The 20105-nt window shown below is 69.8% G+C and carries 19 protein-coding genes and 1 riboswitch; of the genes, 5 read left to right on the top strand and 14 right to left on the bottom strand.

The genetic code is table 11. The features are described 5' to 3' along the window. Nucleotides 1–30 precede the first annotated feature (30 nt). The 3 genes from GWK25_RS08040 to GWK25_RS08030 form a co-directional block, all read right to left on the bottom strand. Entirely contained in the window at nt 31–1200 is a 1170-nt protein-coding gene (locus tag GWK25_RS08040; RefSeq protein WP_215449125.1) for a cysteine desulfurase family protein, read from the bottom strand. A 104-nt stretch (nt 1201–1304) separates the two neighbouring features. Continuing rightward, nucleotides 1305–1589 (bottom strand): DUF4190 domain-containing protein, encoded by a 285-nt coding sequence (locus GWK25_RS08035; protein ID WP_215449124.1) that lies wholly within the window; start codon nt 1587–1589, stop codon nt 1305–1307. 77 nt (nt 1590–1666) lie between these two features. Continuing rightward, on the bottom strand, nt 1667–1831 hold the full coding sequence (locus GWK25_RS08030) for a hypothetical protein (protein WP_184899684.1): 165 nt from the start codon (nt 1829–1831) through the stop codon (nt 1667–1669). A gap of 120 nt (nt 1832–1951) precedes the next feature. On the opposite strand from GWK25_RS08030, the gene GWK25_RS08025 reads away from it, so the two are divergent. Continuing rightward, nucleotides 1952–2578, top strand: coding sequence for a TetR/AcrR family transcriptional regulator (locus GWK25_RS08025; protein ID WP_215449123.1), 627 nt, complete (start codon nt 1952–1954; stop codon nt 2576–2578). Nucleotides 2579–2705: 127 nt separating this feature from the next. Here the strand turns inward: GWK25_RS08025 and GWK25_RS08020 are convergent, their stop codons facing one another. From GWK25_RS08020 to GWK25_RS07975, 10 genes are all read right to left on the bottom strand, one after another. Beyond that, nucleotides 2706–3560 carry a thioesterase family protein gene (locus tag GWK25_RS08020; RefSeq protein ID WP_215449122.1) on the bottom strand — a complete coding sequence of 285 codons (855 nt, stop codon included), beginning with the start codon at nt 3558–3560 and terminating at the stop codon, nt 2706–2708. Nucleotides 3561–3619: 59 nt separating this feature from the next. After that, nucleotides 3620–4258 carry a trimeric intracellular cation channel family protein gene (locus tag GWK25_RS08015; protein WP_308011118.1) on the bottom strand — a complete coding sequence of 213 codons (639 nt, stop codon included), beginning with the start codon at nt 4256–4258 and terminating at the stop codon, nt 3620–3622. A 62-nt stretch (nt 4259–4320) separates the two neighbouring features. Next, nucleotides 4321–5583, bottom strand: coding sequence for an ABC transporter ATP-binding protein (locus tag GWK25_RS08010; RefSeq protein WP_215449121.1), 1263 nt, complete (start codon nt 5581–5583; stop codon nt 4321–4323). Continuing rightward, on the bottom strand, nt 5580–6674 hold the full coding sequence (locus GWK25_RS08005; protein WP_215449120.1) for an ABC transporter ATP-binding protein: 1095 nt from the start codon (nt 6672–6674) through the stop codon (nt 5580–5582). Before GWK25_RS08005 ends, GWK25_RS08010 begins: the two co-directional genes overlap by 4 nt. Continuing rightward, nucleotides 6671–7678: an ABC transporter permease gene (locus GWK25_RS08000; RefSeq protein WP_215449119.1), complete on the bottom strand. Its 1008-nt coding sequence runs from the start codon at nt 7676–7678 to the stop codon at nt 6671–6673. Before GWK25_RS08000 ends, GWK25_RS08005 begins: the two co-directional genes overlap by 4 nt. A gap of 69 nt (nt 7679–7747) precedes the next feature. Then, nucleotides 7748–9502 carry an ABC transporter substrate-binding protein gene (locus tag GWK25_RS07995; protein ID WP_251828768.1) on the bottom strand — a complete coding sequence of 585 codons (1755 nt, stop codon included), beginning with the start codon at nt 9500–9502 and terminating at the stop codon, nt 7748–7750. A 56-nt stretch (nt 9503–9558) separates the two neighbouring features. Continuing rightward, nucleotides 9559–10557 carry an ABC transporter permease gene (locus GWK25_RS07990; protein WP_215449118.1) on the bottom strand — a complete coding sequence of 333 codons (999 nt, stop codon included), beginning with the start codon at nt 10555–10557 and terminating at the stop codon, nt 9559–9561. A 567-nt stretch (nt 10558–11124) separates the two neighbouring features. After that, nucleotides 11125–11880: an enhanced serine sensitivity protein SseB C-terminal domain-containing protein gene (locus GWK25_RS07985; RefSeq protein ID WP_215457262.1), complete on the bottom strand. Its 756-nt coding sequence runs from the start codon at nt 11878–11880 to the stop codon at nt 11125–11127. Nucleotides 11881–12085: 205 nt separating this feature from the next. Then, nucleotides 12086–12862: an enhanced serine sensitivity protein SseB gene (locus GWK25_RS07980; protein WP_215449117.1), complete on the bottom strand. Its 777-nt coding sequence runs from the start codon at nt 12860–12862 to the stop codon at nt 12086–12088. Nucleotides 12863–12936: 74 nt separating this feature from the next. Beyond that, nucleotides 12937–13614 (bottom strand): AAA family ATPase, encoded by a 678-nt coding sequence (locus GWK25_RS07975; protein WP_215457261.1) that lies wholly within the window; start codon nt 13612–13614, stop codon nt 12937–12939. Nucleotides 13615–13826: 212 nt separating this feature from the next. Next, nucleotides 13827–13925: riboswitch (glycine riboswitch) on the top strand. Nucleotides 13926–14092: 167 nt separating this feature from the next. Here GWK25_RS07975 and gcvT point away from each other — a divergent pair. From gcvT to GWK25_RS07955, 4 genes are all read left to right on the top strand, one after another. Beyond that, nucleotides 14093–15220 carry a glycine cleavage system aminomethyltransferase GcvT gene (gene gcvT, locus GWK25_RS07970; RefSeq protein ID WP_215449116.1) on the top strand — a complete coding sequence of 376 codons (1128 nt, stop codon included), beginning with the start codon at nt 14093–14095 and terminating at the stop codon, nt 15218–15220. Nucleotides 15221–15339: 119 nt separating this feature from the next. Beyond that, nucleotides 15340–15717, top strand: coding sequence for a glycine cleavage system protein GcvH (gene gcvH / locus GWK25_RS07965; RefSeq protein ID WP_045562486.1), 378 nt, complete (start codon nt 15340–15342; stop codon nt 15715–15717). 18 nt (nt 15718–15735) lie between these two features. After that, nucleotides 15736–17001, top strand: a complete 1266-nt coding sequence (gene glyA / locus GWK25_RS07960) for a serine hydroxymethyltransferase (protein WP_215449115.1) — start codon at nt 15736–15738, stop codon at nt 16999–17001. 110 nt (nt 17002–17111) lie between these two features. Then, the gene (locus GWK25_RS07955; protein WP_215449114.1) at nt 17112–18479 is read left to right on the top strand and encodes an L-serine ammonia-lyase; all 1368 of its coding nucleotides are present in this window, start codon (nt 17112–17114) and stop codon (nt 18477–18479) included. Nucleotides 18480–18647: 168 nt separating this feature from the next. Here GWK25_RS07955 and GWK25_RS07950 read toward each other — a convergent pair whose 3' ends face one another. Beyond that, nucleotides 18648–20099 (bottom strand): ATP-binding protein, encoded by a 1452-nt coding sequence (locus tag GWK25_RS07950; RefSeq protein WP_215457260.1) that lies wholly within the window; start codon nt 20097–20099, stop codon nt 18648–18650. Nucleotides 20100–20105 lie beyond the last annotated feature (6 nt).

Raw genomic sequence — 20105 nt, 5'->3', positions numbered from 1 at the left:
GCCCGCGCCCGGTTCCGGGTCCTGACCTGCTCAGCTCAGACCCGCCGTGCGGGCGCGTTCCACCACCGGGCCGATCGCCTTGGCGACCGCGTCGACGTCGGCCTCCGTGGAGGTGTGGCCGAGGGAGAAGCGGAGGGTGCCGCGGGCCAGGTCGGGGTCGGTGCCGGTGGCGAGGAGGACATGGCTGGGCTGGGCGACGCCGGCCGTGCAGGCGGAACCCGTGGAGCACTCGATGCCCTGGGCGTCGAGCAGCAGCAGCAACGAGTCGCCCTCGCAGCCGGGGAACGTGAAGTGCGCGTTGGCCGGAAGGCGGCCCGCGGGGGACGGGTCACCGCCCAGCACGGCGTCCGGCACCGCCGTACGGACCGCCTCGACGAGGGCGTCGCGCAGGGTGCCGATCTCCCGGGCGAACCACTCGCGCTGCTCGGCGGCCAGCCGGCCGGCGACCGCGAAGGAGGCGACGGCCGGGACGTCGAGGGTGCCGGAGCGGACATGGCGCTCCTGGCCCCCGCCGTGCAGCACGGGCACGGGGCTGTACTCGCGGCCCAGCAGCAGCGCGCCGATGCCGTACGGGCCGCCGATCTTGTGGCCGGAGACGGTCATCGCGGCGAGCCCGGAGGCCTCGAAGTCGACCGGAACCTGACCGAACGCCTGGACCGCGTCGGCGTGCAGCGGGACGTCGAACTCCGCGGCCACGTCGGCGAGTTCGCGGACCGGCATGATCGTGCCGATCTCGTTGTTGGCCCACATCACGGTGGCCAGGGCGACGTCGTCGGGGTTGCGGGCGACGGCCTCGCGGAGGGCTTCGGGGTGGACGCGTCCGTAGGTGTCGACCGGGAGGTACTCGACGGTGGCGCCCTCGTGGTCGCCGAGCCAGTGGACGGCGTCGAGGACCGCGTGGTGTTCGACCGGACTGGCCAGGACCCGGGTGCGGGCCGGGTCGGCGTCGCGGCGGGACCAGTAGAGCCCCTTCACGGCGAGGTTGTCGGCCTCGGTGCCTCCGGAGGTGAGGACCACCTCGCTGGGACGGGCCCCGAGGGCCTCGGCGAGGGTCTCGCGGGCCTCCTCGACGGTGCGCCGCGCTCGGCGGCCGGAGGCATGCAGCGAGGAGGCGTTGCCGGTGACGCTCAGCTGGGCGGTCAGGGCCTCTGCCGCCTCGGGGAGCATCGGGGTGGTCGCCGCGTGGTCGAGGTAAGCCATGGTGAGCCGATTCTACGGGGCCGTGTTCGGCCGGCCTCAGGGTGCGGCCCGGACTTGGCCGTAAGAGCACCTGCCACCCCCGGCCGCGCTCTCGGCCTCGACCGTCAGATGCTCCAGGAGACCGTGTTCGTCGTCTGCATCAGGGTGGCGAGGACGATCAGGTCGGCGACGCCCAGGCCGAGGCCCAGGAAGGCGCGGCCCCGTCGTGTCGTGCCGCGCTTGAGGGCCACCGCCGCGAGGACGATCGCGATCGGGCCGAGGAAGAGGTTGAGCACGAGGAGACCCAACAGGCCGAGGACGAAGGAGGCGACGGCCATGCCGTCGGCGTCCCGGCCCCGGGGACGGGCCGTGGTGGTTCCGGTCTGCCGGCGTGCGGCGGTGAGCTGCATGGTCGATCTGCTCCCAACGGGTTCTCGACGGATGGTCGTTCGACGGTGACGGCGGCTGTGGCGCTGGCGCCGGAGGGTCAGTGCGTGCCGCGGCCACGGCGGGCATGACGCTCGCGGTACGCGAAGATCGCCAGCCAGAGGGCGATGCCGACGGCCAGGACGGTCGAGACGGCCGGCGGCACATGAGCCACGGTGCCCAGGACGACACCCAGCAGCAGAAGTGCGGCGACGAGGAACAACATCGTGGGAACGCCTCTCGTTACAGTTGGGTGAACGGTTGTAGTTACAATTGTTCACTGACTCCCAAGTCTAGCGCGCCGCCCGGCTTTGCAATTACGGAGAACAGTTGTTAACTGCATGGCATGAGTCACACTTTCGGCGTCCGGCAGGTGCAGAAGCAGAAGACCCGGCGGGCGCTCATGGACGCCGCGCTCGCCCTGCTGGAGGAGCAGAGCCTCAGCAGCCTGGGACTGCGCGAGGTCACCCGCGCCGTGGGCGTCGCCCCCACCGCGTTCTACCGACACTTCCGGTCGACCGCGGACCTCGGTGTCGCGCTGGTCGAGGAGGCGCTCGGCAGTCTGCATCCCGTGCTGGCGGATCTGATGTCGGCGGTGGGCGACAGTGACGAACTCGTCGAGCGCGCCGTGGAGCTGATCGCCCGCCATGTCGACGGGTACCACGCGCACGTCCGGTTCATCGCGCGCGAACGGCACAGCGGGGTCCAGCCGGTGCGGGACGCCATCCAGGACCAACTGGCCCGGTTCGCCGAGGAGGTGCGCGGCGAGCTGGCCAGGCGGCCGGAGACCGAGGGGTGGACCGACGACGACCGGCTGATGCTCGCGGGCCTGTACGTCGACCAGATGCTGATGACCGCCTCGCTGTTCCTGGGGGCCCAGGGGCAGCCGGAGGAGGAACGCCTGCGGGTGACCCGGCTGGCGGGCCGACGGATGCGGCTGATCAGCATCGGCTGTCGCCACTGGCTGGACTGACACTCCTCCGCGGCGCGCGTACGCGCCAGGGAGGGCGCGCCCCCGTGTTCGGGGCGCGCCCTCATCGAATCGCCCCTGCCCGGGGGCCTCTTGGGCACAAGGAGCTCGGCACCCGGAGGCCGACTGCTCAGTCCGACAGCCTGGCCCTCGCCAACTGACGTGACTGGGCGACCAGTCGGTCCGCGCTGTCCCAGACCTCGGCGTCCTCCTCCAGGAAGCCCCCGGCGAGATTGCGGGTGGTGATGGCGACCCGTAGCGGTCCCGGCGCCGGGCGACACCGGATGTGCGCGGTCAGCTCGACCGTCGGCACCCAGCCCTTCAGGCCCATCTCGAAGGCGGTCGGCGGCAGCGCGTCCACCGCGAGGAGCAGGGAGAACGGGTCGGCGTCACGGCCGTCGGCGAGCCCGAACCAGGACCGCATCTCACCCTTGCCGGAGGGCGCACCCAGGGCCCAGCCCAGCGTGGCCGGGTCGAGCTTCAGGAACAGCCGGTCGGCGATCGCGGAGCCGCCGGGCACGGGGCCGGGGGCGTCCTGCGGGCCGAAGCACTGCTCCATCGGAGGGATCGCGGGCGGCTTCGCCGTCGTCCGGACGTCGTCCGGGAGGGAGTCCAGGTCGCCGTAGGAGGCGAGGACGCGTATCCGCTCGGTCTCGCGGCCCTCGTCGTCGTACTGGAGGAGGGATGCCTGGCCGGTCGACAGGGTCCGGCCGGTGCGGACGACGTCCGTGCGGACGACCGCGGGGCCGGGCTGGGACGCGGTCAGGTAGTGCGCGGAGATCGTGAACGGGTCGCCGTGCGGGAGCGCGTCGGCGAGCGCGCGACCGAGGACGGCCAGGAGATAGCCGCCGTTGACGGCGCCGATGATCGTCCAGCCGGCGGAGAGGTCGATGTCGTAGACGCCGGGCGCCCGTCGGGTGACCGCGGTGTCCCGGTCGAACTCGCTGTCGCCGACGGTGGCCTGCACGGAAGCTGCTTCGGGCATGGATGAACCGTACAACAGCTCATTACTAAGCGGTAGCTTTATGCCGCGGCCCAGGCCCCTTACGCCTCCCCCTCCACGGCCGACGACCGCCGGTTCCACGCCCTCGGGGCCCGCCAGTGGTAGCGCATCGCCAGCAGGCGCAGCACGAACGCGGCGATCGCGGCGAGGGCGGAGGTGAGCGGGGTGAGGGCGTCGAGCTGGATGCACAGGACCACCGTCGCGGCACCGACCATCGCGGGCACGGCGTACAGGTCCCGGTCCCAGCGCAGCAGGGAGGGCACCTCGTTGGCGAGCACGTCCCGCAGCACACCGCCGCCGACGGCCGTGGCGAGGCCGAGCGTGGCGGACGCGGTCAGGCCGAGGCCGTGGTCGTACGCCTTCATCGTGCCCGCGACGCAGAAGAGGCCGAGTCCGGCCGCGTCGAAGACGTTCACGCCGGTCTGGATGCGCTCCACGTGCGGATGGAGGAAGAAGACGAGGAGGGCGGCGAGCAGCGGGGTGAGGAAGTAGCCGAGGTCGGTGAAGGCGGCCGGCGGTACGGCGCCGATGATCAGGTCACGGAACAGCCCGCCGCCGAGCGCGGTGACCTCGGCGAGGACGGCGATGCCGAAGATGTCGAAGTTCTTGCGGACGGCCAGCAGTGCGCCGGAGATGGCGAAGACGAAGATGCCGATCAGGTCGAGCGGGTATGGGGACACCCGTACATTCTGCCCCGTAAACAGGTGTGCGCCTTGCAATGCAAGGCGCACACCGTCCGGCGTCAGTCTTTACCGGGCCCCTCGGGCTTCTCGGGCTCCGCGGGCTCTTCCGGATCCGCCGGGTCCGCCGCGGCCTCCGGTGACTTGGGCGTCTCCGGTGACTTGGGCGTCTCCGGCTCCGCCGACGTCTCGGGCTCCGTCGGCGTCTCCGTCTTCTTCACCGTGTCCGGTACCAGTTCGCCCGCCTCTTTGGCGGCCGTCAGCAGGACGACGTCCTGCGGCTGCTGGTCCTCGAAGTTCTCCGGGTGGTGGCAGGCCACCCGCTGGCCGGGCTTCAGCTCGGCGAGCGGCGGCTCGGTGGTCTTGCAGACCTGCGTGGCCTTCCAGCACCGGGTGTGGAAGCGGCAGCCGCTCGGCGGCGCGATCGGCGAGGGCACGTCGCCCTTGAGCAGGATGCGCTCGCTCTTGGCGCCCCGGCGCGACGGGTCCGGGATCGGCACGGCCGACAGCAGCGCCTTGGTGTACGGGTGCATCGGCGCCGCGTACAGCGAGTCCCGGTCGGCCAGCTCGACGATCTTGCCGAGGTACATCACCGCGATGCGGTCGGAGACGTGGCGGACGACGGAGAGGTCGTGCGCGATGATCACGTACGTCAGACCGAGCTCGTCCTGGAGGTCGTCCATGAGGTTGACGACCTGGGCCTGGATCGAGACGTCGAGCGCGGAGACCGGCTCGTCCGCGACGACCATCCGGGGCTTGAGGGCGAGCGCACGGGCGATGCCGATGCGCTGGCGCTGACCGCCGGAGAATTCGTGCGGGTAGCGGTTGTAGTGCTCGGGGCTCAGGCCCACCAGCTCCAGGAGGCGCTGGACCTCCTTCTTCACGCCGCCCTCGGGCTCCACGCCCTGGAGCTTGAAGGGCGCCGAGACGATGGTGCCGATGGTGTGCCGGGGGTTCAGCGAGCCGTACGGGTCCTGGAAGATCATCTGCACGTCGCGGCGCAGCGGACGCATGCCGGCCGTCTTGAGGTGCGTGATGTCCGTACCGTCGAACTCGATCTTCCCGCCGGAGGGTTCGAGCAGCCGGGTGATGAGCCGGCCCATGGTCGACTTGCCACAGCCGGACTCCCCGACGACGCCGAGGGTCTCGCCACGGCGGACCTCGAAGTCGATGCCGTCGACGGCCTTGACCGCCCCGACCTGCCGCTGGAGCAGGCCCTTCTTGATGGGGAAGTGCTTGACCAGGCCCTCGACCCTGAGCAGCGGTTTCTCGTCGGCGTCGGCGCGCGGGGCCGGCACGGCGGCCCGGGTCTCAGTCTCGCTCACAGCTTCGGCGCAATCTCTTCGGTCCAGATCCGCGTACGGTCCTCCTGCGACAGGTGGCAGGCGGTGAAGTGGCGGCCGCCGACCTCGCGCAGCTCGGGGCGCTCGGTGCGGGTGATGTTGTCCTTGGGGACGTCCGCGTAGGGGCAGCGCGGGTTGAAGGCGCAGCCGGAGGGGACGTTGATGAGGCTCGGCGGCTGACCCTTGACCGGGATGAGCCGGTCGGTCTGCGCGCGGTCGATGCGCGGCATCGAGCCGAGCAGGCCCCAGGTGTAGGGGTGCTGGGGCTGGTGGAAGATGTCGTCGACCGGGCCGCGCTCCACACAACGGCCGCCGTACATCACGAGGATGTCGTCGGCGATCTCGGCGACCACGCCGAGATCGTGCGTGATGATGATGACCGCGGAGCCGAACTCCTTCTGCAGATCCCGGATCAGGTCGAGGATCTGCGCCTGCACGGTCACGTCGAGCGCGGTGGTGGGCTCGTCGGCGATCAGCAGTTCCGGGTTGTTGACCAGGGCCATGGCGATCATGGCGCGCTGGCGCATACCGCCGGAGAACTCGTGCGGGTAGCCGTCGACCCGCTTGTGGGGCTCCGGGATGCCGACGCGGTCGAGGAGTTCGATGGCGCGCTTGCGGGCGACCTTCTTGCTGACGTCGTGGTGGACCCGGTACGCCTCGACGATCTGGCTGCCGACCTTGTAGTACGGGTGCATCGCGGACAGCGGGTCCTGGAAGATCATCGCCATGTCGCGGCCGCGCAGCCGGCGCACCTCGTCGGGGCTCGCCCCGACGAGTTCCTTGCCGTCGAGCCAGATCTCGCCGGACATCCGCACGTTCTTGCCGCGCGCGCCGAGCCGGTGCAGGCCCATGATCGCCAGCGAGGTCACCGACTTGCCCGAGCCGGACTCGCCCACGATGCCGAGGGTCTTGCCCTTCTCCAGCTGGAAGGAGAGACCGTCGACGGACTTGACCAGGCCGTCGTCGGTGGGGAAGTGCACCTTGAGGTCGCGCACTTCGAGGAACGCCTGGGGGGCGTCCCCGGCGCGTGCGGGCTCGCCGACGGCGGCCCCGGTCTTGGACAGTTCGGTCACGAGAGCCTCACCCGCGGGTCGATCGTGGCGTACAGCAGGTCCACCACAAGGTTCATGAAGACGACGAAGAACGCCGCGAGCAGGGTCACCCCGAGGATCGGGGGCAGGTCGTTGGTGGTGATCGACTGGACCGCGTACTCGCCGATGCCGTGCAGGGAGAACACGGTCTCGGTGATGAGGGCGCCGCCGAGGAGCAGACCGACATCCATGCCGAAGACCGTCACCAGCGGGGTCAGCGCGGCCCGCAGGCCGTGCTTGACGACGACCTTGCGCTCCCGCAGGCCCTTGGCCCGCGCGGTGCGGATGTAGTCCTCGTTCATCGTCTCCAGCATGCCCGAGCGGGTGAGCCGGGCGTAGATGGCCGAGTAGAGGAGCGCCAGCGAACACCAGGGCAGGAAGAGGGTGTTGGCCCACTGCGAGGGGTTCTCGGTGAAGGGGACGTAGGTCCTGCCGAAGATCTCCAGCTGGTAGCTGAACAGCAGCAGGGCCAGCTGACCGGTGAAGAACATGGGCAGGGAGACGCCCGCGAGCGCCACACCCATCGCGGAGCGGTCGAAGATCGACCCGGGCTTCAGGGCCGAGATGACGCCGGCCGTGATACCGCCGACCAGCCACAGCACGGCGGCTCCGGCGGCGAGCGAGATGGTCACCGGAAGGCGGCCGGTGAGCTGCGGCCAGACCTCCAGGTGGTCCTTGAAGGAGTAGCCGAAGCAGGGCGCGTCGCAGCGGACGGTGGTGGGCCCGAGGTCGTACGTGGCACCGGAGACGATCCCCTTGAGGAAGTTCCAGTACTGCTCGTAGACCGGCTGGTCCAGGCCGAGGTTCCGCTTGACCGCCGCGATGTCCTCGGGCGAAGGGTTCTTGCCGATGTACTGCTGTGCCAGCTGGTCGACCGTCTGCCCGGCGAGCTTCGGCAGGATGAAGAAGATGCCGAAGGTGACCGCGGTGACGACGAGCAGCAGGATCACCGCCGCGATCGTCCGGCGGATGATGTACGAGATCACGAGGACCGGCGCCGGCGCCCGCGGGTGTGCTCACCCGCGGGCGCCAATGCCTTCACCTGCCTTCCGGGGCTACTTCTTTTCCGAGGTACCGACGTTGAGGTAGTCGTACTGGCCGCTGAACGCCGAGGAGGACACCAGGTTGGTGGCGTACGGCGAGCGGTACAGCAGGACCTTGAAGTAGGTCAGCGGCACGATGGCGGCCTGCTCCATGACCTTCTTGTCGACCTCGGTGTACGCGGCGGTGCGGGCGGCCTCGTCGGTGTTGCCGATCGCGTCGTCGAGCAGCTTGTTGATCGCGGGGTCGTTCAGCTCCGACAGGTTGGTGTTGCCGGACTGGCCGATGGCCTTGCCGTGCACGATCTGCTGCAGGAAGCCGTAGCCGGTGGGCCAGTCGGCGCCCCACTGCATCATGATCAGGCCGATGTTGTTCTTCTTGTTGAAGGACGGCACACCCGCGTAGTCGGAGAAGTACTTGCCCGACGGGTACTGCTTGATGTCGGCCTCGATGCCGACCTTCTTCAGCGCCTCGACGACCGCGGTGGCCGCGTCGACCTCGCCCTGACGGTCGGTACGGGCGGAGATGGAGGTCTTGAAGCCGCCCTCCTTGCCGCAGGCCTTCAGGTGCTCCTTGGCCTTGGTGACGTCACCCTTGCTGTCCGGGGTGGCGTACATGTCGGCCTTCTCGTAGCCCGAGACGTCGGTCGGCAGCACGGTGGAGGCGATGTCACCGCGGATCGGGCCGCCCATGGCGGTCTGCACGGCGACCTTGTCGATCGCGTACTGGACGGCCTTGCGGCACTCGACGTTGTCGAACGGCGCGACCTTGGTGTTGATCGCCGTGTAGACGAGACGGCCGCCGAGCGCGTTGTCGGTGTTGGCCTCCTGGTCCTTGTCCTTGAGGACCTGGGCCTGGGTCTGGGCGTCGACACCGGTGCCCTGGATGTCGATCATGGTGTCGCCGGACATGACGTCCTTGTCGATGGTGGCCTTGTTGACCTTCAGGTTCACCACGATCTTGTCCGGGTACTGCTTGCGCAGCGGGTCCGTCTTGGCGTCCCACTCGGGGTTGCGGACCAGGACGATCTGCTTGCCCTCTTCGTACTTCTGGAACTTGTACGAGCCGGTGGAGACGACCTTCTTGGTGTAGTCGACGCCGGTGTCCTTGGCCTTCGGCACCGGAGCCGTCTGCGGCATGCTCGCCAGGTAGTCGAACTCCGAGAACGCCTTGTTGAGCTTGAAGACGATCGTGTGGTCGTCCGGGGTCTCTATGGAGGAGATGCCCTTGTCGCTCTTGTCGGCGTAGGGACCCTTGTACTTCTTCGGGTCGTCCAGCATCTGCTGGAAGTAGTTCGGGCCGAGCGAGAGCACGTCACGCGCGAAGTTCGAGCGCTCCACGGCGTACTTGACGTCCTTGGACGTGACCGGGGTGCCGTCCTCGAACTTGACGCCCTGGCGGATCTTGTACGTCCAGGTCTTGCCGCCGTCGCTGGGCGTGCCCGCGCTCTCCGCCAGGTCGGGGACGAGCTCGTTGCCCTTCTCACCGGGACCGGGCTTGAACGTCATCAGAGGACGCGCGTAGAGGCGGCTGAAGTTGAAGCCGTACGCGTAGTACATGTTGCCCGGGTCGAGGGACTCGGGAGCGTCGGAGCTGGCGTACGTGACCGTGCCGCCCTTGTGCGTGGACTCGTTGACGACACCCTTGGTCGCGGCGTTGGCGCCGGCGCCCTTGGGGGTGTCCGTACCGTCTTCCGCCTTGCTGCAGGCGGACAGGAGCAGGCCGGCGCTGCTCACAACCGCGACAGCGGCCATTGCTGACCTTCGCATGATGGTCGGTTTCCCCTTCGTAGTTGGACAGTTGTGTGGGACGACGGCCGCAGACGTCAGCGGCTGCGGGGGTCGAGGGCGTCCCGGAGGCCGTCACCGAGAAGGTTGAAGGCCAGCACCGTGATGAAGATCGCGAGGCCGGGAACGATCATGTACTGCGGGTCGACCTCGAAGAAGTCGACCGCCTGGTTGAGCATGCCGCCCCAGGAGGCCTGCGGCGGCTGGATCCCGACCCCGAGGAAGCTGAGCGACGCCTCGAAGATGATGTTGGTCGGGATGAGCAGCGTCGAGTAGACGATGATCGGCGCGACGAGGTTGGGCAGCAGTTCCTTGAACAGGACGTACGGGCCGCCGGCGCCCATCCCGCGCGAGGCGTCGATGAACTCCCGCTCGCGCAGCGCCAGGGTCTGACCGCGCACGATGCGCCCCATGTACGGCCAGTTGAAGAAACCGATGACGAAGATCAGCACCGAGATGTGCAGCGGCAGTCCTTCGAGGCCGAAGGCGCCGCCCTGGAGCGTCGCGGAGATGGCGATGGCGAACAGCAGCAGCGGGAACGCCAGGAAGGTGTCCATCAGCCGGCTCACGATCGTGTCGACCCGGCCGCCGTAGTAACCGGCGACCAGTCCGAGCACCACTCCGATGGCGTTCGACAGGAGCGTCGCGCCGAAGGCCACCACCAGGGAGACCCAGGAGCCCTCCAGGATGCGGGCGAGGATGTCGCGTCCGAACTTCGGCTCGACGCCGAGCGGGTGGTCCCAGCTCATCCCACCGAAGTCGCCCTTGGGGAGGGAGGTGTTGGGGTCGATCAGGTCCTGGTTGAAGGCGTTGGGGTCGAGCCCGAGCATCGACTGCAGGGGCCGGGAGAGGGCCGCGATCAGGATCAGCAGGACGACGATGATGCCGCCGGCGACCGCCACCTTGTCGCGCTTGAAGCGGGTCCAGGCGATCTGGCCGAGCGAACGGCCCTCGATCTTCTTGGCCTCGACACCTTCCAGCACGGCTTCGGGCTGAGCGTCGGTCTGCGCCCCAGTGGTCTCGATCGGTGCGGTCACAGTGACCCGACCCTCCTCGCCGGCGGTAACCGGCCTACACCCGCCGCGGATTACGGCTTTGTCGACTTTCCATCGATCACGGGATCCGTCGATCCCGCATCTGACTGGGGGAGTCTTCAACGTCGCCGCGATCACCCGCCAGATCTGGCGGGGAAAGTATGCACAACCGTGATGCGGCGCCGGGGATTCCGTTATCCGAACACCGGGTAGCGACTCTCGGACGGGAGACAGTCGGGGCATACGGCACGAATAGCCATAATCCACCGCTATCCGCAGCCCTCTACGCGCGAAGAGTGCGTCAAGGAGAAGATCGCGTCTCACAGGCCGGAGAGCGCATCCGCGTCACCCCGGGCGCACGCCGGACCCCGACAAACCGCACCGACCTTCACCTGTGCAAACCTGCGGGCGCCTCGCGGGCGCGGCCGAGTGTGCGAACGATGCCCCCTGCACACCGGAGCCGCGCGGGCAGTCGGGACGCCGGGGCGCGCGGTGAACACAAGCAGGGAACACCTGGGGGAACGATGCGTGAGCGAAGAGCACGCACTCCCGGCGGAAGCCCGGGGAGCGTCAGTACGACGGTGGGCCCGGGTAGCCGTACCCGGCGGCCGGGGCCTGGGCGGGGGCCGCGCCGTGGGCCTCGCGGTCGTAGAAGGGGCGGGCGCCCGCACGCAGCCACATGGCGACCGGGTCGTACTCGTCGGACATCGCGACGGTGGAGACGGGCAGACCGTCCGGGACCGCGCCGATGGACTGCTGCATCATCGCCCGCACCGAGTCGACGGCCGGCGGCGAGGTGTCGTACACGTCGAGGCCGATGGCCAGGTACGGCGCGCCGAGCGCGGGCTGCACCCAGGCGCGGCGCAGCGAGCGCACGGCGGGCGTGCGGTGGGCGTTCTGGGTCAGCAGGGCGTAGAACTGCGGGATCTCGATGGCCGGTTCGGACAGTCTGAGGGGACCCGCGGGCTGGCGCTCCAAGCCGGTCGCGATCCGGCGCAGATCGAGCCAGGGGATGCCGACGCCGCCGCCCGGCGCGTGCGGGTTGAGCCAGAGGCCGTAGTGGTCGGGGTAGAGGGTGCGGGCCACGTCGAGGCCGTCGACCACCTCGTAACTGCGGTTCCAGCCGCTGGCGGAGAGTTCCTGGGCGGAGGTCACGCACGGGGCGTAGTTGAACCCGTCGACCTCCATGTTCCCGTACTGGGCGTCCGGGGAGCCCGCCTGGCCGTGCCAGAGCAGCATCCAGATCTGGCCGGAGGACGGGGTGGCGACGGCACGCAGCAGTGCCTCGTAGGCGTCGTAACGCCCCGGCGTCACCTGGCGCAGCATGTGCTCGACGTTGCCGCTGCCGCTCACGTTGGCCGCCCTTCGGTGTTGGACCTTGGTTTTGGGAACAGCTTAGGTGGTGTGCCGGTCGAGCCGATCAGGGCTCGGAGGTTGCGGTGACCTGCGGACTGCGGGTGGTGCCGGGTCGATCGCGCCCACGCGGCGGAGCCGCATGGGGACATGGCCCCGCGCCCCTTTCGGGCGCCGGTCAGTACCCCTGCTGATAGAAGGGTCGTACCTTCTCGCGGAGCCAGTCGCCCACCGGGTCCTGGGCCACGTCGAGGAAGACCATGTTGACCGGCCAGGGGACGGGGGCCTTGGTGAGGACCCGGCCGAGGGCGGCGAGGGGGAGGGAGCGGTCCGCCTCCCAGGAGAGAAGTTCGACGCCGATGAACATCACGGGGTCGGCGGTCTCGATGGTGGCGAGGCAGCGGCGGGCGGAGAGGACGACTCCGGTGCCGGCGAACTCGGCGGAGGCCGCGGCCAGGAAGTCCACCGGGTCGTCCTGCCAGTCCGGTTCGAAGAGGCGGACCCGCGCACCGCTCGCCGATCCGTCCAGCGGGGTCCGGCCGGCCCGGCACAGCTCGGCAACGGCGGGCGGCGGCAGCGGGATGCCCACGACACCGTCGGGGTTGAGGGCGAGCCCGATCTGCGGGGGCAGGCCCCGCGCGAACTCGACGGCCGGGGCGATCGTGTACGACATGTGGTTGCCGACGACCTGCCGGAACTGCTCCTCGGAGCTGAAGACCGGCACGTACGCCTGCCCGTCGAACTCCATGGTCGGCAGGTCGAGCTGACCGCTCTGCGGGCCGCCGCCCTCCGGCAGCGGCACCCACACGAAGCTGCGGGCCAGCACCTCCACGATCCGCGCCCCGGCCTGGGGCACACCGAGCGAGGCGGACAGCACCTCCTCCAGCTCGTTGCCGGGCCATCCGCCGTGCCCATGGGGATACGCCTGTGCAGGAAAGTCCGCCGGGAAGTCCATCTGCTGCCTACCGCTTTGCTCCGTGATGCTGTTGTCCCTGCACCTTAATTGCTCCCGGGGCGGGGGCGCGCCCTTCAGGAGCGCGGGAAGTAGATCCGCTTCAGGACATCGGCGGCGGCCCGGTCGATGAGGACGGCCGCCCCGCACCCCTTGGGCAGTCTCCCCTTCTCCACCGCCCGCAGCAGCCGGGTCATCGCCCCCCGGTGCCGGGCGAACGCGTACCGGGAGACGCCCCGGCCCCGCTCCCGCTGTCCGTCCCGCGCCTCGCCGGGAGTGACGTCGAGCAACAGCAGGTGCAGCGTGCCGCCCCGGCGGCGGGCCTCGCGCGCGAGCCAGTTGCGCACCCACGCCTGTGCGCCGCAGTCGTGCACGACCACGCCCTCCCCCGAGCGGAGGGCGCGTCGCAGCCCGGCGTAGTGCGCGAGGCGCACGAGGGGGCGGTAGACGGCGTACGGCAGCCGGCGGGCGAAGCGGGCGTCGAAGCGGTCGCGCGTGTCCTGGGAATCGATGCGGGTGCCGGGCACGGCCCGCCGCATCAGGGTCGACTTGCCGCTGCCGGGGAGCCCGGTGACGACCACCAGGTCGTCCGGCCCGAAGGACAGCTCGTGGGGACTGCGCCCGGACCGCCCCCGGAGGTCGCGGACGACCGCCCTCGGGAACGGGCCGCAGGCCGCACCGGCCGGTGCGACGGGCTGCTTGGGCATCGCGACCCCCGAGGTCGTCGCGTACGCCGTGGTCCTGTTCACCGTGATCGTCCTCCCCAGGGGTATGGAGGTCCCATCCCCACAGACCGTAAAGAAAAGGTAATGCCCGATCCCTCCTGGTTCAGTCCTCGTATGGCCACAAGAGTGCTACGGACCGCTGTGTCCGTCTCCCCTCCGTCGTCCCCCACCTCTCGAAGCTCCCCCTGCCGCCACGCGTCGATGCGTGCAATGATGTCCGCGCCAACTGCATACCGGCCGCTTGAATCCGCGCGGGAGAGCTCCCAGCAGTCGATCGCTGGGGCGCCGAAGGAGCAAGTACCTCCCTTGAATCTCTCAGGCCCAGATACCGCGCGGGCGAGGCACATCTGAAAAGCGGGCCGTACCTCTCCTTCGGGGGTCGGCTCCACCCACGGTGCAAGTCACGACCACCGGTACGTACGGTCGTGGTGAACCTCTCAGGTTCCGATGACAGATGGGGAGGACTTCCCCTCGCCTGTCGCCTGTCTTGCACTGGGAGCAGAATCCGATGAGCAGCAGCTCCACCACTGAACCGCGCCGTACCGCGCTCGACGCCCTGCACCGCTCGCTCGGCGCAACGATGACCGACTTCGCGGGCTGGGACATGCCCCTGCGCTACGGCTCCGAGCGGGACGAGCACATCGCCGTCCGCACGAGGGCCGGCCTCTTCGACCTCTCCCACATGGGCGAGATCACGGTGACCGGACCGCAGGCCGCGGCCCTGTTGAACCACGCCCTCGTGGGCAACATCGGCAGCGTCGGCGTCGGCCGCGCCCGCTACACCATGATCTGCCGCGAGGACGGCGGCATCCTCGACGACCTGATCGTCTACCGGCTGGGCGAGACCGAGTACCTGGTCGTCGCGAACGCCTCCAACGCCCAGGTGGTGCTGGACGCGCTCGTGGAGCGTTCCGCCGGCTTCGACGCCGAGGTGCGCGACGACCGGGACGCCTACGCGCTGCTGGCCGTGCAGGGCCCCGAGTCGCCCGGGATCCTGGCCTCCCTCACCGACGCCGACCTCGACGGTCTGAAGTACTACGCGGGGCTGCCCGGCACGGTCGCCGGGGTGCCCGCGCTGATCGCCCGCACCGGCTACACCGGCGAGGACGGCTTCGAGCTGTTCGTGAAGCCGGAGCACGCGGTCGAGCTGTGGCAGGCGCTGACGAAGGCGGGCGAGGGCGTCGGCCTGGTGCCGTGCGGGCTCTCCTGCCGGGACACGCTGCGTCTGGAGGCGGGCATGCCGCTGTACGGGCACGAGCTGTCGACCGCGCTGACGCCCTTCGACGCCGGGCTCGGGCGGGTCGTGAAGTTCGAGAAGGAGGGCGACTTCGTCGGGCGCGCGGCCCTCGCCGAGGCCGCCGAGCGCGCCGCCTCCGCCCCGCCCCGCGTCCTCGTCGGGCTGGTCGCCGAGGGCCGCCGGGTGCCGCGCGCCGGGTACCCGGTCGTCGCCGACGGCCAGGTGATCGGCGAGGTCACCTCCGGCGCCCCCTCCCCCACGCTGGGCAAGCCGATCGCCATGGCGTACGTCGACGCCGCGCACTCCGCGCCGGGTACGGCCGGTGTGGGCGTGGACATCCGGGGCAGCCACGAGCCGTACGAGGTCGTGGCGCTGCCCTTCTACAAGCGCCAGAAGTAGACACTGGGCGCGCGGCCGCCCGGCCCGAGCGTGACACTGGGCACATTCGCGCTGCTCAACAGCGGTTTCAGCAGTCCCCCATTCATCACCACTCCCTCGCGTACAGGAGAATTCAGGCCATGAGCAACCCCCAGCAGCTGCGCTACAGCAAGGAGCACGAGTGGCTGTCGGTCGCCGAGGACGGCGTCTCGACGGTCGGCATCACGGAGTTCGCGGCGAACGCGCTCGGCGATGTCGTCTACGCCCAGCTCCCCGAGGTGGGCTCCACGGTGACCGCGGGCGAGACCTGTGGCGAACTGGAGTCCACGAAGTCGGTCAGCGACCTGTACTCGCCGGTCTCCGGTGAGATCACCGAGATCAACGAGGACGTCGTGAGCGACCCGTCGCTGGTGAACACCGCCCCCTTCGAGGGCGGGTGGCTGTTCAAGGTGCGCGTCGCGGAGGAGCCGGACGACCTGCTCTCCGCCGACGAGTACGTCGCCCACACCGCCGGCTGAGAAGACGAGGTCGTACGCATGTCGCTTCTGAACACGCCCCTGCACGAGTTGGACCCGGACGTCGCCGCCGCCCTCGACGCCGAGCTGCACCGTCAGCAGTCCACCCTGGAGATGATCGCCTCGGAGAACTTCGCTCCGGTGGCGGTCATGGAGGCACAGGGTTCGGTCCTGACCAACAAGTACGCCGAGGGCTACCCGGGCCGCCGCTACTACGGCGGCTGTGAGCACGTCGACGTCGCCGAGCAGATCGCCATCGACCGGGTGAAGGACCTGTTCGGCGCCGAGTACGCCAACGTCCAGCCGCACTCGGGCGCCTCGGCCAACCAGGCGGCGCTGTTCGCCCTCGCCCAGCCCGGCGACACGATCCTCGGGCTGGACCTGGCGCACGGCGGCCACCTCACCCACGGCATGCGGCTGAACTTCTCGGGCAAGCAGTTCGAGGTCGTCGCCTACCACGTGGACACCGCGACCGGTCTGGTCGACATGGCGGAGCTGGAGCGCCTCGCCAAGGAGCACCGGCCCAAGGTGATCATCGCGGGCTGGTCGGCGTACCCGCGTCAGCTGGACTTCGCGGAGTTCCGCCGCATCGCCGACGAGGTCGGTGCCCGTCTGTGGGTGGACATGGCGCACTTCGCGGGTCTGGTCGCGGCCGGGCTGCACCCCAACCCGGTGCCCCACGCCGACGTGGTCACCTCGACCACCCACAAGACGCTCGGCGGACCGCGCGGCGGCATCATCCTGGCGAAGAAGGAGTTCGCGAAGAAGCTGAACTCCTCGGTGTTCCCCGGCTTCCAGGGCGGTCCGCTGGAGCATGTCATCGCCGCGAAGGCGGTGTCCTTCAAGGTCGCCGCGTCGGAGGAGTTCAAGGAGCGCCAGCGGCGCACGGTCGAGGGCGCGAAGATCCTCGCCGAGCGGCTGACGGCCCCGGACGCCCGCGAGGCCGGTGTCGACGTGCTCTCCGGCGGCACCGACGTGCACCTGATCCTGGTCGACCTGCGCAACTCCGAGTTGGACGGACAGCAGGCCGAGGACCGCCTCCACGAGGTCGGCATCACCGTCAACCGCAACGCCGTCCCCAACGACCCGCGTCCGCCGATGGTGACCTCCGGCCTGCGCATCGGCACGCCCGCCCTGGCCACCCGCGGCTTCACCGCCGAGGACTTCACCGAGGTCGCCGACGTCATCGCCGAGGCGCTGAAGCCGGCCTACGACGCCGAGGCGCTCAAGACCCGGGTCAAGGCACTCGCCGACAAGCACCCGCTCTACCCGGGGCTGGGGAAGTAACCCGGGGTTCACCGGTCCGTAGTCCCGCTCTTTCGGGGCACCGCGCACACTGGGGAGTGAGCGCGGTGCCCCACCCCCTGCACAACCCTCCCCCGTTCTGAGGAGTCACCGTGGCCATCTCGGTCTTCGACCTGTTCTCGATCGGCATCGGCCCGTCCAGCTCCCACACGGTCGGCCCGATGCGGGCCGCCCGGATGTTCGCCCGCCGGCTGCGCAACGAGGAACTGCTCGCGGGCGTCGCCTCCGTACGCGTGGAGCTGTACGGCTCGCTGGGCGCGACCGGTCACGGCCATGGCACCCCCAAGGCCGTGCTGCTGGGACTGGAGGGCGCCTCACCGCGCACGGTGGACGTCGAGTCCGCCGACGGCCGGGTGGAAGAGATCAAGGAATCGGGTCGCATCCGTCTCCTCGACGACCACGAGATCCCGTTCGCCTTCGACGAGGACCTCGTCCTGCACCGGCGCAAGACGCTGCCCTACCACGCCAACGGCATGACGATCTGGGCCCACGACGCGGACGGCGCCGAACTCCTGTCCAAGACCTACTACTCGGTGGGCGGCGGCTTCGTCGTCGACGAGGAGGCGGTCGGGGCGGACCGCATCAAACTCGACGACACGGTCCTGAAGTACCCCTTCCGCACGGGCGACGAACTGCTGCGCCTGACCCGGGAGACCGGCCTGTCCATCTCCGCGCTGATGCTGGAGAACGAGCGGGCCTGGCGCACGGAGGAGGAGATCCGCTCCGGGCTCCTGGACATCTGGGGGGTGATGCAGGCCTGTGTCTCCCGCGGCATGACCCGTGAGGGGATCCTCCCGGGCGGTCTGAAGGTCCGCCGCCGCGCGGCCGTCTCCGCCCGTCAACTGCGCGCCGAGGGCGACCCGTTGGCCCACGCCATGGAGTGGATCACGCTCTACGCGATGGCCGTGAACGAGGAGAACGCCGCCGGCGGCCGGGTCGTCACCGCCCCGACGAACGGCGCGGCCGGCATCATCCCCGCCGTCCTCCACTACTACATCAACTTCGTGCCCGGCGCGGACGAGGACGGCGTCGTGCGCTTCCTGCTCGCGGCCGGCGCCATCGGCATGCTCTTCAAGGAGAACGCCTCCATCTCCGGAGCCGAGGTCGGCTGCCAGGGCGAGGTCGGCTCCGCCTGCTCCATGGCGGCGGGCGCGCTGGCGGAGGTGCTGGGCGGTTCCCCCGAACAGGTCGAGAACGCCGCCGAGATCGGCATGGAGCACAACCTCGGCCTGACCTGCGACCCCGTCGGCGGCCTCGTCCAGATCCCGTGCATCGAACGCAACGGCATGGCGGCGGTGAAGGCCGTCACCGCCGCGCGGATGGCGATGCGGGGCGACGGCACCCACAAGGTGTCCCTCGACAAGGTCATCAAGACGATGAAGGACACGGGCGCCGACATGAGCGTCAAGTACAAGGAGACGGCGCGCGGGGGCTTGGCGGTCAACATCATCGAGTGCTGAGCAAAGAGGCCCTGACCAGTGCGTTCGTGTCTTTCAGCGCTGTCGGGGCCTTCCCTGCTTACGCGGCGGAAAGTCCCTGGAAAGGGTGACGGGCTGGTCAGCCCGGACTCCTCATGCGGGTCCGCCGGCCGGTGCGGTCGGCCGGTCCCCCGCGCTGCCCATCGGGAGTCACTCTCCGTGGTAGAGGCGGGGCAGGTCGATCAGTTGAATCATGGGGTCGCTCTTTACCAGGTGATTCAGCTCATCGGTGAAGCCCGTGCCGCTGAAGCAGTAGAGCCTCGTCGCCTCGGTAGCCGTGCCGTTCTTGATCAGGAGGGAACGGATGTGCCGGAGGCGTTCCAGGTGGCCGGCTCCCATCACCTCACTCCACTTCGCTTCGCCGATGGCGAGCAGCACCTGCCGACCCTCTTGGCTCTCGCCGTGGACGGCGACATCGACCTCGTGACTGGTCCTGGCAGCCGGGTCGTTGACAGTTCCGCCGGCGACGCGTGTGACGTGTCCTCCCTGAGTCTCGGGTGCCGCATGCCAGCGGGCCCATTCCCGGCAGACCTGCTCGAAGTGCGGACCGACGACTTTGCTGCGGAAGGTGGACCGGGTCCGGCGCCATACGTCGGACGCCCGCCCGGGGCGTTCCAGATCGCCCCAGGCCGGGCGCATGACCGCGTGGTAGAAGGTGACGAGCGGTTCGGCGATGCGGTAGGCGGAGCGGTTACGGCGAAAGGCATCGGCTTCGTGGGTGATCATGCCGACGTCCTGAAGAACGCTCAACGGGTGAGCGAGGTCGGTGGACTTGCGTCCCAGGTAGTCGGCGATGCCGCCACGAGCGGCGTTACCGGCGGCGATGGCTGCCAGTACCGAGTGGTACAACGCGGTGTCGTGAAGTTCGGGCTCCTCGGCGAGAAGGTAGCGGGCTTCTCGGAAGAGCGGACGCGCCGGGTTGAGGACGGCTCGGACGACCCAGTCGTCGAAGTCGTCCGGCCCGGCCGGGGTGTCGCCCTGGGTGAACTCACGGCGGTAGGCGGGCGTGCCGCCGACGATGGCATTGGTCAACAGCGCGGTGCGCGGGTCGTCGATCTGCCAGAACTCGGCCGCGAGCCGGAAGTCCAGGGTCGGGACCACGAGTTCGAGGCCGGCCCGGCCACGCAGCGGAGCGTTACCGGACAGCAACCGTCCCATGAACGACAGTGCGGAGCCGCACAGCAGCAGGCGCACGGGAGTGTTGGTGTGCTGGGCAGCAGGGTCCAGAGCACGCTGGATGATCGAAGGCAGGGAGGGAGACGCCTTGGCGAGGAAGGGGAACTCGTCGATGACCGCCACGGTGGGGCCGCCCGCGTCAGCGATGCGCATGAGTTCCGCGACCGCCTCGTCCCAGTGCGCGAATCGGAACGGAGTGGACTGCCCGCGATAGCGGGCCAGTGCCTCACCGAACTGACGCAGGGCGTCGGCCTCGGTGGTCTCGGTGGCGGTGAACATGAAGCCGCCACTGGCACGAGCGACGGCGTCGAGCAGGAAGGTCTTGCCCTGTCGACGGCGACCGGAGATCACGCCCAGCGTGGCCCGCGGGCCCGGCAGGGTGGCGAACCGAGTCAGCTCGCCCCATTCGAAACCACGGTCGAACATCTCGGC

The organism is Streptomyces sp. ATCC 21386 (assembly GCF_018728545.1).
Lineage (GTDB): Bacteria > Actinomycetota > Actinomycetes > Streptomycetales > Streptomycetaceae > Streptomyces.
Note: the sequence above shows the minus strand (reverse complement) of the source record. Positions and strands in the feature narration are given on the sequence as shown.